The organism is Citrobacter sp. Awk 4, assembly GCF_028069725.1.
Taxonomy (GTDB): domain Bacteria; phylum Pseudomonadota; class Gammaproteobacteria; order Enterobacterales; family Enterobacteriaceae; genus Citrobacter_D.
On sequence record NZ_JANEWG010000048.1, the window covers coordinates 16,009 to 30,877 of the forward strand.

Consider the following 14,869-nt stretch of genomic DNA (forward strand, 5'->3'; position numbering starts at 1 on the left):
GCGGTGTTAAGCCATCCGGCACAATATCTATTACGCTGATAATTTAACCGGTTCTTTAAAGTTCTCAGCGGGTTCCAGCGCCAGATTTAAAGACTTCAGCAACTCTCGCAATTTCTCATGAAACTCGCGTAAGGTGTATTCCAGTCGGTCTACGACTTCAGTCTCTTTTATGGCTACGGCAGTCCAGTTACCGTCTTTGTCAAACAGACCAAACTGGTAGCTGTAAGTAAAGCGCTTCTCTTGCGCTTCCAGTTCCATCCACCATCCCCAAAACTCACGCTTTTCAGGCGCGGGTTTCACGTTGACGCAAACTGCCAGGCAATCGAAAAAAAATCGATTATCTTCGCACTGCCCTTCACGGATGTAAGGGCCGAGCGCGGTGAATTTCTTGATCAACCTACTTTTCGGGTGTCCACTCGGTAACGTCATTGCGATCTCCTTAGGTGAAGCAACTGTTTTACCAAATCGATAAAATTTAGCAATCTCTTAACACAATCTCTGATTGATCCACTCAGCAATTTCTTTCAGAGCTTTGTCAAAATTGCGATACACCGGATTAAACGGGATCTCCATTAACTTACCGTCCGAAGATGAAGATGTGATTAAGCGCGACTCCTCTTCCGGGCTAAACGGATCGTTTTTCCAGAAGCCCGATAACATCGGCGTAGAACAACGTCTTCCCAACAATCCCTGAACTTTCAGGGAGTAGCGATTAAGTTCGACCCGCAGCGCCTCATCGGACGCATCATGCATCCCCAGGCGGCTGGCCAGAACGTCAAGATACATTTCCGGTACTGCGCCCTGCCGTTGCGGATCGCTTAACAGCGCGTGCACCACGGGTCCCAGACACGCCACCGCTTTCAGACGAGGCGCTTCGAGATAGGCCAGGCGTACCGCGACGTTAGCGCCAAAGCGAAAACCAAATGCCGCCACGCGGGTGTGATCCACCCAGGCAACGTCAGGCAACGCTCTCAGGACATGCTGATGCAATTGGCTGGAGTCCTGGGTCAATTTCCATTTTGAGGAGAAGCCAACCGAGGGCATATCCAGCGTCAACATGGCGATGCCGCGCGGCGCAAAATAGCGTTCATACAACGTGTAATAGTCGGTTTGCATGGCATCAAGGCCCCCACACATCAGTACCGTAGGGAACGGACCTTCGCCTTTTGGCATATGCAAAAAGCCCGTAACCGGCGCGCCGCCGGGCACGGCAAATTCCATTTCACGTAATCTACCGGGTAATCTTTGCGCGGCCTCTTCATAGGCTCGGTTCGCCAGAGCCTGAGCCTGCTCCGCCAGATCGTCACCTTTCAAATGCGGATAGGCGGCAATATTGTATAAGGTGGCCGCATGCAACCAGTGGCGACCGCTGAGCTGCGCGTCTTGTTCCTGGCTGGCCTTTTGCTGCCAGTCCATCGCCTGTTTTGCCCATTCATAGATCCAGTTGCCACCACGATAGCCGATGACCGTGTCGTACAACTCCTTGTCCGTTCGCTCCGCTTCGCTCATCACAATGCGAGCCTGCACTTCCAGGATTTCACGCGGATCAACACCGCGCCAGATCCACATCAGACGGTTGATCATGCGATACCAGTGTGGAATGGTTTTACCATCCAGCGTGGACTGCACAGGCGACGGCGCTCCGTTGTTAAATCGACGGACAAGCGTTGACGTTTCAGGGTGTTTGAAGCGGGGTTTAAACAGGGTTTCGCTGAGGTTAGCCTGTGACATTCGTGCAGCCTCCATAGGTACTTACTGAGGCCTATTGTAACGCGTGTGTGAGTAAAAAGAACAACGCCCGGCATAACCGGGCGCTGAAAATGTCAGGGATTAGCGACCAGAAATCGGCGGAATGAACACAACGCCCATATCCCACGGTTGCTCAATCCAGGTATCCTGAGGAATATCAACTACATAATCGTTCACCAGCGGACGACCAGCAGGTTTCGCGAAGATAGTGACAAAATGTGCCTTTGGATACATTTCACGCACCGCCACGGCAGTGCCGCCGGTATCGACCAGGTCATCGATCACGATGAAACCTTCGCCGTCGCCTTCCGCACGTTTCAGCACTTTTAGCTCGCGCTGGTTGTCGTGGTCATAGCTGGAAATGCAAACGGTATCGACATGGCGAATACCCAACTCACGCGCCAGCAGTGCGCCGGGTACCAGACCACCACGGCTAACGGCAATAATGCCTTTCCATTGTTCAGAAGGCATCAGGCGGCTTGCCAGTTTGCGTGCGTGAATCTGCAACATGTCCCAGGTGACGACGTATTTTTCGCTCATGTGAAGTGTCCCAGCCTGTTTATATACGGCTTAAAAAGTGTTCGAGGGGGAAATAGGTTGCGCGAGATTATAGAGATCTGACGCGCTAAAAACCAGCCTTTAGCGGAATCCGTCCCTCTTTTACGTGCTTTCTACTACCCGCCGCTGGATAAAGTGTTATTCTCAATTGCATCTCGCAAGCCTGACTTGTGGTGTTTTTTATTCTGCTAACCCTGTGGCCTGCAAGAAAGTTTTGCAGGACATCGCCAAGGAGACTCATCGTGTCTGAACTGTCTCAATTATCTCCACAACCGTTGTGGGATATTTTTGCAAAAATTTGTTCTATTCCTCATCCTTCTTATCATGAAGAACAACTCGCTGAGCACATTGTCGGCTGGGCAAACGAGAAAGGCTTCCACGTAGAGCGCGACCAGGTCGGGAATATCCTGATTCGCAAACCTGCTACCGCAGGAATGGAAAATCGCAAACCGGTCGTCCTGCAGGCGCACCTCGATATGGTGCCGCAGAAAAACAACGACACCGTACACGACTTCGCCAAAGATCCTATCCAGCCTTATATCGACGGCGAATGGGTGAAAGCGCGCGGCACTACGCTTGGGGCAGATAACGGCATTGGTATGGCTTCCGCGCTGGCGGTGCTTGCCGATGATTCCGTGGTACACGGCCCGCTGGAAGTGCTGCTGACCATGACCGAAGAAGCAGGTATGGATGGCGCTTTTGGCCTCCAGGCAAATTGGCTGCAGGCGGACATTCTGATCAACACCGACTCCGAAGAAGAAGGTGAGATCTACATGGGATGCGCCGGTGGTATCGACTTCACCTCTAACCTGCCACTGACCCGTGAAGCAGTACCCGCAGGTTTCCAGAGCTTCAAACTGACCCTGAAAGGGCTGAAAGGCGGCCACTCCGGCGGCGAAATCCACGTCGGTCTTGGTAACGCGAATAAGTTGCTGGTTCGCTTCCTGGCGGGTCATGCTGAAGAGTTAGATCTGCGTCTGGTCGATTTCAACGGCGGTACTCTGCGTAACGCTATCCCGCGTGAAGCCTTTGCTACCGTTGCCGTTGCTGCTGATAAAGTCGATGCCCTGAAAGCCCTGGCAAACACTTACCAGGAAATCCTGAAAAACGAACTGGCGGCAAAAGAGAAAAATCTGGTTGTTCTGCTGGATGCCGTCGCCAATGAGAAAGCGGCGCTGACCACCACCTCTCGCGATGGCTTCATCCGTCTGTTGAACGCTACGCCAAACGGCGTGATCCGTAATTCCGACGTGGCGAAAGGTGTTGTCGAAACCTCCCTGAACGTGGGTGTGGTCACCATGACCGACGACAACGTGGAAATCCACTGCCTGATCCGTTCTCTGATCGACAGCGGCAAAGACTACGTGGTGAGCATGCTGGATTCTTTGGGTAAACTGGCTGGCGCGAAAACGCAGGCGAAAGGTGGCTACCCAGGCTGGCAGCCGGATGCAAACTCCCCGGTTATGCACCTCGTGCGTGAAACCTATCAGCGTCTGTTTAACAAAACGCCGAACATCCAGATCATTCACGCCGGTCTGGAATGCGGCCTGTTTAAGAAACCGTACCCGGATATGGACATGGTTTCTATCGGGCCGACCATTACGGGTCCGCACTCCCCGGATGAACAGGTTCACATCAAAAGCGTGGGTCACTACTGGACCCTGCTGACCGAACTGCTGAAAGCGATTCCGACGAAATAAGTTACCCCACGCCCGGTAGGTTCAGCTTACCGGGCAATATTCACCTCGCCGCTTTTCGCATGACGAAATTCGTAAACATCATTCCTCTCGCCTCTACCTGTTGTTCTTTGACTCTCTGATAACCTTGCCCAAGAAAAAACGGTTTCGCGGTAATGCTGGCCTCAACCCAAAAAGCCGTGTCAGGATGCCGTTGCTCCAGGTTTTGCAGCAAGCGAGTAGCGATGCCCATCCGCTGTACCCCTGGCAAAACAAAGAGCAGATCAATGTAATCATGCCGGGCGGTGATGAATCCCACCACCTTTTGCTGGCAAACGGCCACCAGCCCCTCCGATTGCAGCAGTTTCCGACGCCAGGCGATCTCATCAATTTGCGCCCACGCGACTATCTGTTCTGGCGAGTAATCCCGACTGGCGGTCTCTTTGATAGCGCTGAGGAAAATTTCGCACAGCATATCAAAGTCGTCAGGGTGGTATTCCCGAATACGAACGTCAGTTGTCATTGCTAAAGCCCCAACAGCAGTTGTCTTTCCAGTTGCGGATCCAGCAGCGTCACGTGTAATCCGACCAGCCGGACGCCGCGCCCTCCCCGACGTTCATCCCAGGTTTTTCTGGCCGTGGCGATCAGATCGTCTTTATTTAACCGCGGCCAGACATGTTCCTGCGTGGTCTGCTGAAAATCATTAAACTTTAATTTGATGCCCTGGCGGGCGATGAGTAAATCCGGTTTTACTTTTGTCAGACGTCGTTCAAGTTCAGGATACAACCGTTCAATGATCGCCTCGCACTCGGCCCATTCATGAATGTCTTCCGCCAGCGTGCGCTCAACACCGACCGATTTACGCAGCCGTTCATTGTTCACATCCCGCTCATCAATACCCTGACTGCGCTCCCACAACACCCGGCCAAACTTGCCAAAGCGTTTGAGTAACATCGCCAGATCGTAGTGCTGCACATCCTCACAGGTGCGTAGCCCCATCGACTCCAGTTTGGCGGCTGACACCTTCCCCACTCCCGGAATTTTCGCCAGCGGCAACGTTTTGATAAACGCAGGCACATCTGCGGGAGCAATGACATATTGCCCATTCGGTTTATTGAGATCGGAGGCGATTTTTGCCAGAAACTTCACCGGGGCCACTCCCGCAGAGGCCGTCAATTGCAGTTCATTAAAGATCGTCTGACGGATCTCCTGAGCTATCAGCGTGGCGGAACCCTGGCAGTGAGTGCTGTCGGTAACATCCAGATAGGCCTCATCCAGCGAAAGCGGTTCGATCAACGAGGTATAACGCGAGAATATCGCCTGAATTTGGCGGGATGCTTCTTTATAGGCCTCATAGCGCCCCGGCAGTAACGTGAGATGAGGACACAGTTTAAGCGCCATTCCGGTGGGCATGGCGCTACGCACACCAAATTTCCGCGCCGGGTAATTCGCGGTACTGATCACCCCCCTGCGTTCGCGACTGCCGCCGATAGCAATCGGAATATCGCGCAGCGCAGGGTTGTCGCGCATTTCAACCGCAGCGAAAAAACAGTCCATATCGACATGTATGATTTTGCGCATCTGCCCACCCCCCACATATTACTGTTTAAGTATACAGTATAAATATGCAATACAAAGAGAGTAAATTCGTCAGTTTCCGACTGAACTTTCCTTTAATGCCTTATATAAAGGGAGCCGAAATTGTAAACGCTACACGAGAGACTTGCGAAAAACTTCAGTGGTGCTAATGTGAGCGCTCCAAATCCAGATTAGTCCGATTTGGGGACTCTTTTGCCGTTCTGGCATGTGTAACCGTTTTATCAAGGAAAAAGCAGTATGCGTAAAATCGCATTATTTATTGCGATGCTTTTGATTCCGTGCGTCTCATTCGCCGGTTTGCTGAGCAGCAGCAGCCCGACCATGCCAGTCAGCAAAGAGTATAAGCAGCAGTTGATGGGGTCGCCGGTCTATATTCAGATCTTCAAAGAAGAGCGCACCCTTGATCTCTACGTCAAGATGGGCGAACAGTATCAATTGCTCGACAGCTACAAAATTTGTAACTATTCCGGTGGCTTAGGACCTAAACAACGCCAGGGCGATTTCAAAAGTCCAGAAGGCTTCTATAGCGTCCAGCGCAACCAGCTCAAACCGGACAGCCGCTTCTACAAAGCTATCAATATCGGTTTCCCCAATGCTTATGACCGCGCTCATGGTTATGAAGGGAAATATCTGATGATTCACGGTGCCTGCGTTTCCGTCGGCTGTTATGCCATGACCGATAGCGGTATTGATGAGATTTTCCAGTTTGTCACCGGCGCCCTGGTCTTTGGTCAGTCCAGCGTTCAGGTCAGCATTTATCCATTCCGCATGAACGATGCCAATATGGCGCGCCATAAAAATTCTTATTACAAAGATTTCTGGGCGCAGTTAAAACCAGGATACGATTACTTTGAGCAAACCCGTAAGCCACCGACTGTTTCAGTTGTCGATGGACGTTACGTGGTCAGTAAGCCGTTGAGTCACGAAGTGGTTCAGCCGCAACTGGCATCAAACTACGCGCTCCCCGAGACAAAATAATCGCCATTCGCCTGGCATGATCTTTTGCCAGGTTTCATTCCCTGTCAGCGGTTGGGTGGCAATCACGGTGACCACATCATTCGGTGTGGTTTCCGAGCTAAAGTCGATTTCAACGTCCTGATCCAATAACGTTGCCACGCCAAACGGCGCACGACGCGTGATCCAGTATAAATTCGTTGAACAGAACGCCATCACATAACGCCCGTCTGACAGCAGCATGTTAAAGACGCCCTTCTCGCGTAATTCCCCTGCCAGCGTGGCAATATATTTAAAGACTGACGTCATATTGCCAGGCGTGCGCGGGTAGCGGGCGGTCAGTTTGTGTAACAGCCAGCAAAACGCCTTTTCGCTGTCGGTTTCGCCAATGGGACGGAAATTACCGGTCTCCAGGGATTTATACCCGGTGAGTTGCCCGTTGTGGGCATAACTCCAGTTTCGTCCCCATAACTCACGCGTAAAAGGGTGGGTATTTTCCAGCGCCACTTCCCCACGATTCGCCTGGCGAATATGCGCAATCACGGAACACGATTTAATCGGGTAGTCTTGCACCAGCTTAGCAATGGGAGAATTAAAGCTGGGTTGCGGATCTTTGAAGGTGCGGCAGCCTTTACCCTCATAGAAGGTAATTCCCCAGCCGTCTTTATGCGGCCCGGTTCCTCCACCGCGCTGAACCAGTCCGGTGAAACTAAAGCAGATATCGGTGGGCACATTGGCGCTCATCCCGAGCAGTTCGCACATACTTCACCTCCACAAAACGCCAGAATGAAGCGGAAGGCGTCATTGTTGCAGCCAATCAGGACTCAAAATGGCAGATAAAACAATATGCTATACCCTAAATAATTCGAGTTGCAGGAAGGCGGCAAGGGAGGAAATCCCCAGTAGCATAGATAACTATGTGACTGGGGTTTCTGAGTGCAGCCAACGCACCTGCAGCTTGAAGTATGACGGGTATAGTTACTTAACCATCTCTTTTTCAATTAACTGAATCAGGATATGGATAACTTTGATATGGATTTCCTGGATACGATCAGCATAGCCAAAATGCGGTACGCGAATTTCGATATCCGCACTACCTGCCATTTTTCCGCCGTCTTTACCGGTCAGGGTGATCACTTTCATTCCCTTTTCACGCGCCGCAGCAATCGCCTTGATCACGTTGCCTGAATTTCCTGACGTGGAGATCCCCAGCAGAACGTCACCTTCGCGCCCAACGGCTTCAACATAGCGGGAGAAGACATAGTCGTAACCAAAATCGTTACTGACGCAGGAGATATGGCTGACATCAGAGATAGCAATGGCCGGATAACCCGGACGGTTTTCACGATAACGGCCGGTCAACTCTTCAGCAAAATGCATTGCATCGCAATGGGAACCGCCGTTACCACAGGAAAGAACCTTACCGCCCGCTTTAAAACTGTCTGCCAGCAGGACCGCCGCGCGCTGAATGGCGTGAATATTGGCATCATCTTTTAAAAAATTAGCCAGCGTTTCCGCCGCTTCGTTCAGTTCGTTACGAATAAGATCCTGGTACATGAGGATATCCTTCAGCATGAATGTAAATGACAGGATGCAGTGTACCGGATACCACAGAAAGCGAGAAGTACAAGCCACAGGAAGCCCCCTGCCTTTTGATTTTTTGTGCCGGAGAAAACGGCAACAATGTGAGCTTTGTTGTAATTATTTTGTAAACATATTGCTAAAAGAAATAACATCCACTACAACCATATCATCACAAGTGGTCAGACCTCCTACAAGAAAGGGAGCTTTTCGTTATGATGATTTTGAGTATTCTCGCAACAGTTGTTCTGCTCGGTGTACTGTTCTATCACCGCGTAAGCTTATTTCTCAGCAGTCTTATCCTGCTCGCCTGGACAGCCGCGCTTGGCGTCGCTGGCCTGTGGTCGGTCTGGCTGCTGGTTCCTCTGGCCATTATCCTCGTACCGTTTAATTTTACGCCGATGCGTAAATCGATGATTTCAGCCCCGGTGTTTCGCGGTTTTCGTAAAGTCATGCCGCCGATGTCACGCACCGAGAAAGAAGCAATCGACGCGGGTACGACCTGGTGGGAAGGCGATTTATTCCAGGGCAAACCCGACTGGAAAAAACTGCACAACTATCCGCAGCCTCATTTAACGGCAGAAGAGCAGGCGTTCATTGATGGTCCAGTGGAAGAAGCCTGTCGCATGGCGAACGATTTTCAGATCACCCATGAACTGGCCGATCTTCCTCCTGAGCTGTGGGCCTATCTGAAAGAACATCGCTTCTTCGCGATGATCATCAAGAAAGAGTACGGTGGCCTCGAGTTCTCCGCCTATGCGCAATCTCGCGTACTGCAAAAACTCTCTGGTGTCTCTGGGATCCTGTCGATCACCGTGGGTGTCCCTAACTCGTTAGGCCCAGGCGAACTGCTGCAACATTACGGTACTGAAGAGCAAAAAAATCATTACCTGCCGCGTCTGGCGCGGGGCCAGGAGATCCCTTGCTTTGCGTTGACCAGCCCGGAAGCCGGATCTGATGCCGGTGCGATCCCAGACACCGGTGTAGTTTGCATGGGTGAATGGCAGGGGCAGCAGGTGCTGGGTATGCGCCTGACCTGGAACAAACGTTATATTACGCTGGCGCCTATCGCCACCGTGCTGGGTCTGGCGTTTAAACTCACAGACCCGGAAAAACTGCTGGGCGGTGAGGAAGATCTGGGTATCACCTGTGCGCTGATCCCGACCACCACCCCTGGTGTTGAAATCGGTCGTCGTCACTTCCCGTTAAACGTTCCGTTCCAGAACGGCCCGACACGCGGAAAAGATATTTTCGTCCCGATTGATTACATCATTGGTGGACCGAAAATGGCCGGTCAGGGCTGGCGTATGCTGGTGGAATGTCTGTCGGTTGGTCGTGGCATTACCCTGCCGTCTAACTCTACCGGGGGGGTAAAATCGGTCGCGATGGCCACCGGTGCCTACGCGCATATTCGCCGTCAGTTCAAAATTTCTATCGGTAAAATGGAAGGGATTGAAGAACCGTTGGCGCGTATTGCGGGCAATGCCTACGTGATGGACGCGGCGGCATCGTTGGTTACGTACGGTATTATGCTGGGCGAAAAACCCGCAGTGCTCTCTGCCATTGTGAAGTACCACTGTACCCACCGTGGGCAGCAGTCAATTGTCGATGCAATGGACATCACTGGCGGTAAAGGCATCATGCTGGGCGAAAGCAACTTCCTGGCCCGTGCTTATCAGGGCGCCCCTATCGCCATTACCGTTGAAGGCGCGAATATTCTGACCCGCAGCATGATGATCTTCGGACAAGGCGCCATTCGCTGCCATCCTTACGTCCTCGAAGAGATGACAGCCGCGCAGAAAAATGATGTCGACGCCTTCGATAAGTTGTTGTTTAAACACATTGGTCATGTCGGCAGCAATAAAGTGCGCAGCTTCTGGCTGGGCCTGACGCGCGGGCTGACCAGCCACACGCCGACAGGGGATGCCACGAAGCGTTACTATCAGCATCTGAACCGCCTGAGCGCCAACCTGGCTCTGCTTTCCGATGTCTCAATGGCGGTGCTGGGCGGTAGTCTGAAACGTCGTGAGCGAATCTCTGCACGCCTGGGTGATATTTTAAGTCAGCTGTATCTCGCCTCTGCCGTACTGAAGCGTTATGACGATGAGGGTCGTCACGAAGCCGACCTGCCGCTGGTTCACTGGGGCGTCCAGGATGCTTTGTACCAGGCTGAACAGGCGATGGACGATCTGCTGCAAAACTTCCCAAATCGTTTAGTGGCAGGTTTACTGAACGTGGTGATCTTCCCGACCGGTCGCCACTACCATGCACCTTCTGACAAACTGGATCATAAAGTCGCGAAGATTCTGCAGACGCCGAGCGCAACCCGTACCCGCATTGGTCGTGGTCAGTATCTGACGCCAAGCGAACATAATCCGGTCGGCTTACTCGAACAAGCGCTGCTGGACGTGATGGCCGCAGACCCTATCCACCAGCGTATCTGCAAAGAACTGGGTAAAAACCTGTCCTTTACCCGTCTGGATGAGCTGGCGCATAACGCACTGGCGAAAGGGTTGATTGACAAAGATGAAGCGGCGATTCTGGTCAAAGCCGAAGAAAGTCGTCTGCGCAGTATTAACGTTGATGATTTTGAACCTGAGGAGCTGGCAACAAAGCCGGTAAAGTTGCCGGAGAAAGTGCGTAAAATCGAAGCCGCATAATCGTCCGCTAACCTTTCCAGCCCCGCTTTACGCGGGGCTTTTTTATTGCCACTTATTCACCGTAGCGCATGCTACAGTGTAAAAATGCTGCTTAACGAGGAACGACGATCGTGCCCGGTTTGAAAATCACGCTTTTGCAACACTCTCTGGTCTGGATGGACGGTCCTGCCAATTTGCGCCACTTTGACAGACAACTGGAAGCCATCGCCGGACGTGACATCATCGTATTACCTGAGATGTTTACCACGGGCTTTGCCATGGAAGCGGCAGCCCGCTCGCTCTCTCAGGAAGCCGTCATTGGGTGGATGCGCGCCAAAGCTGAGCAGACCAACGCGCTAATAGCAGGCAGCGCAGCGCTTCAGTCAGAACGCGGGCCGGTTAACCGCTTTTTACTCGTTGAGCCACAAGGAACCGTTCACCATTACGATAAACGCCATCTGTTCCGCATGGCCGATGAACATCACCATTATGAATCAGGCACTGAGCGCGTAATCGTGAACTGGCGAGGTTGGCGTATCCTGCCGCTGGTCTGTTACGACCTGCGTTTTCCGGTTTGGTCCCGTAATCTCAACGATTACGATCTGGCGTTGTTTGTGGCTAACTGGCCTGCTCCGCGTTCGTTACACTGGCAGGCGTTGCTGGCCGCGCGAGCGATTGAAAATCAGGCATATGTTGCAGGCTGTAACCGGGTGGGAACTGACGGCAACGGCCACCATTATCGCGGAGACAGTCGGGTGATTAGCCCGCAGGGTGAGGTTATCGCCACCGCTGAACCCCATCACGCGACACGCATTGATGCAGAGTTATCGCTCAGTACGCTGCGGGAATACCGGGAGAAATTCCCAGCGTGGCAAGACGCCGATCCGTTCACACTGCAATAAATCCGTTGACCACTTCCGCTATGGCAAAACGTTTTCCATAGCGGGGATTGTTTCATTCAGTAACCTCCCGTAAAACAAATTCGCGTGGCACCCCCCACCTTTCAACGTATCCTGAGCGAGATATTCACTCGTCGTTTACGAGTGGTAAGCGCAGTTCATAATTTCTTTATCAGGATGGCATAATGAAGAATTTCGTACGTATGACCTTAGTCGCTGCAGCGCTGGCCGGTGCCTCTTTTAGTACTTTTGCATCGAACGTGTCTGATACTCCCGTTCCTTCTCAGGATCCGGTGGTGCAACAACTTAAACTGACCGACGCTCAGGTCGAGCAAATTAAAAAGTTGCACAGCGAACTGGAAGCCAACGTGAGCAAGATTTCCATGAAGGACGTTAAAGACGGCGAACTGATAAATGTCATTCGTTCCGGGAAATGGGATGAGTCCGCAGTTAAAAAACAGCTGAATGCGATCGGCAGTGTTGAACAGCAGTCCCGCTACTACCGCGTGAAATACTACTTTGAGCTGAACAAAGTATTAACCCCGGAACAGCGTAAACTGGTACAAAATGAAATTGCCCAGACGCTGAGCGAATAATGCCGATAGCCCGTTGCGCCAGGTAGCGGGCTTTTTTTGACTTTACAAAAATGAAAACGACGAAGGCCTGAATCATTTCTGATTCAGGCCTTCTGAATAGTGGCGGAATGGACGGGACTCGAACCCGCGACCCCCTGCGTGACAGGCAGGTATTCTAACCAACTGAACTACCACTCCGCGTTTGTTCCGCTTGGGAACGAAGCGAATATTACGGATTGCTCCGCATCTCGTCAACGCTTTTTCTCACGTTTTGAATCGTTTGCTGTAAAAATCACCCAGACGGTTATTTTTAGCGCATAAAACGGCGAACTAGGCTCGCCAGAGACAACTTCCGCCCTTCTTCTGCACAAGATCAAGACGCGACTCATGCGCCGCCAGCTCTTCATCAGTCGCTAAAACAACGCGTAACCTACCCGCCTGACGAACAATACGTTGGATCCCCGACTCACCCAGCTTCTGCTGACTTTCCCCTTCCATCGTAAAAGCCATCGTCGTTTGACCGCCCGTCATCATCAGATAAACGTCGGCCAGAATCTGGGCATCGAGCAATGCGCCGTGCAGGGTTCGTTTGCTGTTGTCTATTTCATAGCGTGAGCACAACGCATCAAGACTGTTACGCTTGCCAGGAAACATCTTCCTCGCCAGCGCCAGGCTATCAGTCACTTTGCAGAAGGTGTTCGTTTTCGGGATGTCGCGATTGAGTTTACTGAACTCATAATCCATAAAGCCGATATCAAACGATGCGTTATGAATAACCAGCTCAGCGCCCCGGATGTAATCGAGGAACTCATCGGCTACCTCGGCAAACATCGGTTTATCGAGCAAAAATTCATCTGCAATACCGTGTACCCCAAACGCTTCCGGGTCCACCAGCCGATCGGGTTTAAGATAGACGTGGAAGTTATTTCCCGTCAGACGGCGATTGACCACTTCGACAGCACCAATTTCAATAATCTTGTGCCCTTCGTAGTGCGCGCCGATCTGGTTCATACCGGTGGTTTCGGTATCCAGGACTACAACTCTGTTAGTAGTATTGTTAATAAATCCACCCCAAATGCGATTAACACTTTAAACTGTAAGCAGAAAATGGTTTATCCCATTCCGTCCCGGTGGGTAAAAACGCATCTTCACATGGTCTTTTACCGAACGTTATTTTGCAATTATAACGGGCAAAATCAAGTCATTCATCACCCGACAAAGTCAGTGATCTTATCAGCAGAGAGTCAGCCTGGGCTGGAAGGTTATGAAGTAACAACGATATTATACGATGATAATAAATTAAGTTAACAATGGTCTGACAGATATCTATTTAGCAGATATGACTGCCAGACCAGGTTTGCATCAGTGAAGAACAGCATTGACACCTTTGAAAAATAAGAAGTTTATAAAACTGTTTAAACTCCCCAGGCCATTCGTCAGTGCAATAATTTAATTGTTCCCACTAATAAATGAAACTCACTCGCCATGTTAAGATAAAGAAGTGACATCATTTGTTTTACCTTCAACCAGATTTTGGTTTACCGTAAAACCCGGCATCTCGCCATACTCAATACACACCTCTTTTAACCTTTCAATAATCTCTTCCGAAACATCAAATTTAGATTCAGCGGACACCACAATTTCACCGTTGAGGATCATATCCAGATTTTTATCTTTCCGGTAATTTTCCACTTCATCGACTATCGTTTTTAAGCTAATTGAACGGGCATTTTGCTGTTCAATCTGCCATGACTGATTAATATTCGCGATATCTACAGCACGATTTCTTTGTATGTCTTCTTCTGACATGGAGGTATAGATTTGTTGAGCAGCTAACTCTGCCGCCACCAGTATTTCTTTTACTTTGTTAAGGCGTTCTTGTTCCTGAACCCCAACCGGAGATTCAGTAATAATCTTTGCAAAATTAACATATGCGATTTTTTTGTTCATGGCTATCACCGTTACATATCAATTTATATTAATGCTCAACAGATGATTCTGCACCCGCATCCTGAGGGGCTTCTGTCGGATTCTCAGTCTCTTTGACGTTTTCAGATACGCTGATTTTCGGTAGATCGCCATAGTCCACTTTTTTGCCCTCAAGCTGTTTAATTATAGCCTGAGTCACATCATTTTTCTTATCAGCAGAGACAACCGTCGCACCATTCAAAACATAATCTAATTTCTGGTTTACACGATATTTTTCGGCCTCATCAGCGATTGCTTTCACACTCAGATCACGCGTGTGCTGTTGCTCTGCGGCCCATAATTGATTGAGAACCAACGTATCCGCACTGCTGCTTTGCTGCTGCTGTTTTGGGGACATTTCTTTATATTTTTCTTTTGCATCAGCATCCGCTTTTACCAGGACATTCCTGACGTCCTGATTACGCTGAGCTTCCTGTTTACCTATAGAAGACTCACTCAACACCTTCGCGATATCTATATAAGCTACTTTCGATTGAGATACGCCAGGTTGATCACAACCGGTTAAACTTGCGATCGCCACACAGATAATTGACATTTTTCTGACACTACTGCGAATCATAATTTTCATTTTCTTTCCACTCAATTGCATCATCTGTTCGATTAATATCGAATACAAACATCAGCCATACGAAATAGTATCATATGTATTG

The 14,869-nt window shown here is 50.6% G+C and carries 15 protein-coding genes and 1 tRNA gene; 5 read left to right on the forward strand and 11 right to left on the reverse strand.

The window, feature by feature from the left end:
• Positions 1-30: 30 nt before the first annotated feature.
• The 3 genes from crl to gpt all read right to left on the reverse strand — a co-directional run bounded on the left by crl (position 31) and on the right by gpt (position 2,289).
• Positions 31-429 (reverse strand): sigma factor-binding protein Crl, encoded by a 399-nt coding sequence (gene crl / locus NNO04_RS17565; RefSeq protein WP_271445777.1) that lies wholly within the window; start codon positions 427-429, stop codon positions 31-33.
• A gap of 57 nt (positions 430-486) precedes the next feature.
• The gene (gene frsA, locus NNO04_RS17570; RefSeq protein WP_271445778.1) at positions 487-1,731 is read right to left on the reverse strand and encodes an esterase FrsA; all 1,245 of its coding nucleotides are present in this window, start codon (positions 1,729-1,731) and stop codon (positions 487-489) included.
• 99 nt (positions 1,732-1,830) lie between these two features.
• Complete coding sequence (gene gpt / locus NNO04_RS17575; protein ID WP_162383322.1) at positions 1,831-2,289, reverse strand: xanthine phosphoribosyltransferase; 459 nt, start codon at positions 2,287-2,289, stop codon at positions 1,831-1,833.
• Between the two features lie 260 nt (positions 2,290-2,549).
• Between gpt and pepD the strand changes: the two genes are divergently transcribed.
• The gene (pepD, locus tag NNO04_RS17580; protein ID WP_271445779.1) at positions 2,550-4,007 is read left to right on the forward strand and encodes a cytosol nonspecific dipeptidase; all 1,458 of its coding nucleotides are present in this window, start codon (positions 2,550-2,552) and stop codon (positions 4,005-4,007) included.
• A gap of 40 nt (positions 4,008-4,047) precedes the next feature.
• Here the strand turns inward: pepD and NNO04_RS17585 are convergent, their stop codons facing one another.
• Positions 4,048-4,506 carry a GNAT family N-acetyltransferase gene (locus NNO04_RS17585; RefSeq protein WP_271445780.1) on the reverse strand — a complete coding sequence of 153 codons (459 nt, stop codon included), beginning with the start codon at positions 4,504-4,506 and terminating at the stop codon, positions 4,048-4,050.
• A gap of 2 nt (positions 4,507-4,508) precedes the next feature.
• Complete coding sequence (gene dinB / locus NNO04_RS17590) at positions 4,509-5,564, reverse strand: DNA polymerase IV (RefSeq protein ID WP_271445781.1); 1,056 nt, start codon at positions 5,562-5,564, stop codon at positions 4,509-4,511.
• A gap of 255 nt (positions 5,565-5,819) precedes the next feature.
• On the opposite strand from dinB, the gene dpaA reads away from it, so the two are divergent.
• Entirely contained in the window at positions 5,820-6,560 is a 741-nt protein-coding gene (gene dpaA / locus NNO04_RS17595; protein WP_271445782.1) for a peptidoglycan meso-diaminopimelic acid protein amidase, read from the forward strand.
• Here dpaA and NNO04_RS17600 read toward each other — a convergent pair.
• Positions 6,531-7,298 carry a class II glutamine amidotransferase gene (locus NNO04_RS17600; RefSeq protein ID WP_192611190.1) on the reverse strand — a complete coding sequence of 256 codons (768 nt, stop codon included), beginning with the start codon at positions 7,296-7,298 and terminating at the stop codon, positions 6,531-6,533. The two genes, dpaA and NNO04_RS17600, sit on opposite strands and share 30 nt — an antisense overlap.
• Positions 7,299-7,514: 216 nt before the next feature.
• A complete protein-coding gene (gene lpcA / locus NNO04_RS17605; protein WP_103776897.1) occupies positions 7,515-8,093 on the reverse strand; it encodes a D-sedoheptulose 7-phosphate isomerase in 579 nt (192 codons plus the stop codon).
• 239 nt (positions 8,094-8,332) lie between these two features.
• Between lpcA and fadE the strand changes: the two genes are divergently transcribed.
• The 3 genes from fadE (at position 8,333) to NNO04_RS17620 (ending at position 12,251) form a co-directional block, all read left to right on the forward strand.
• Positions 8,333-10,777, forward strand: coding sequence for an acyl-CoA dehydrogenase FadE (fadE, locus tag NNO04_RS17610; RefSeq protein WP_271445783.1), 2,445 nt, complete (start codon positions 8,333-8,335; stop codon positions 10,775-10,777).
• A 110-nt stretch (positions 10,778-10,887) separates the two neighbouring features.
• Positions 10,888-11,658 (forward strand): amidohydrolase, encoded by a 771-nt coding sequence (locus NNO04_RS17615; RefSeq protein ID WP_271445784.1) that lies wholly within the window; start codon positions 10,888-10,890, stop codon positions 11,656-11,658.
• Positions 11,659-11,840: 182 nt separating this feature from the next.
• The gene (locus NNO04_RS17620; protein WP_271445785.1) at positions 11,841-12,251 is read left to right on the forward strand and encodes a Spy/CpxP family protein refolding chaperone; all 411 of its coding nucleotides are present in this window, start codon (positions 11,841-11,843) and stop codon (positions 12,249-12,251) included.
• Positions 12,252-12,351: 100 nt separating this feature from the next.
• Here NNO04_RS17620 and NNO04_RS17625 read toward each other — a convergent pair.
• From NNO04_RS17625 to NNO04_RS17640, 4 genes are all read right to left on the reverse strand, one after another.
• A tRNA-Asp gene (locus NNO04_RS17625) sits at positions 12,352-12,428 on the reverse strand.
• A gap of 132 nt (positions 12,429-12,560) precedes the next feature.
• Positions 12,561-13,292, reverse strand: a complete 732-nt coding sequence (gene dnaQ / locus NNO04_RS17630) for a DNA polymerase III subunit epsilon (RefSeq protein WP_271445788.1) — start codon at positions 13,290-13,292, stop codon at positions 12,561-12,563.
• A 426-nt stretch (positions 13,293-13,718) separates the two neighbouring features.
• Complete coding sequence (locus NNO04_RS17635; protein WP_271445786.1) at positions 13,719-14,180, reverse strand: OmpH family outer membrane protein; 462 nt, start codon at positions 14,178-14,180, stop codon at positions 13,719-13,721.
• 28 nt (positions 14,181-14,208) lie between these two features.
• Positions 14,209-14,787 carry a hypothetical protein gene (locus NNO04_RS17640; protein WP_271445787.1) on the reverse strand — a complete coding sequence of 193 codons (579 nt, stop codon included), beginning with the start codon at positions 14,785-14,787 and terminating at the stop codon, positions 14,209-14,211.
• Between the last annotated feature and the right edge of the window lie 82 nt (positions 14,788-14,869).

Coding starts and splice junctions, on each gene's coding strand:
- frsA (WP_271445778.1), bottom strand. CDS start 1,731: ATGTCACAGGCTAACCTCAGCGAAACCCTGTTTAAACCCCGCTTCAAA.
- fadE (WP_271445783.1), top strand. CDS start 8,333: ATGATGATTTTGAGTATTCTCGCAACAGTTGTTCTGCTCGGTGTACTG.
- crl (WP_271445777.1), bottom strand. CDS start 429: ATGACGTTACCGAGTGGACACCCGAAAAGTAGGTTGATCAAGAAATTC.
- NNO04_RS17585 (WP_271445780.1), bottom strand. CDS start 4,506: ATGACAACTGACGTTCGTATTCGGGAATACCACCCTGACGACTTTGAT.
- dpaA (WP_271445782.1), top strand. CDS start 5,820: ATGCGTAAAATCGCATTATTTATTGCGATGCTTTTGATTCCGTGCGTC.
- lpcA (WP_103776897.1), bottom strand. CDS start 8,093: ATGTACCAGGATCTTATTCGTAACGAACTGAACGAAGCGGCGGAAACG.
- NNO04_RS17620 (WP_271445785.1), top strand. CDS start 11,841: ATGAAGAATTTCGTACGTATGACCTTAGTCGCTGCAGCGCTGGCCGGT.
- NNO04_RS17635 (WP_271445786.1), bottom strand. CDS start 14,180: ATGAACAAAAAAATCGCATATGTTAATTTTGCAAAGATTATTACTGAA.
- dinB (WP_271445781.1), bottom strand. CDS start 5,564: ATGCGCAAAATCATACATGTCGATATGGACTGTTTTTTCGCTGCGGTT.
- NNO04_RS17640 (WP_271445787.1), bottom strand. CDS start 14,787: ATGAAAATTATGATTCGCAGTAGTGTCAGAAAAATGTCAATTATCTGT.
- NNO04_RS17600 (WP_192611190.1), bottom strand. CDS start 7,298: ATGTGCGAACTGCTCGGGATGAGCGCCAATGTGCCCACCGATATCTGC.
- gpt (WP_162383322.1), bottom strand. CDS start 2,289: ATGAGCGAAAAATACGTCGTCACCTGGGACATGTTGCAGATTCACGCA.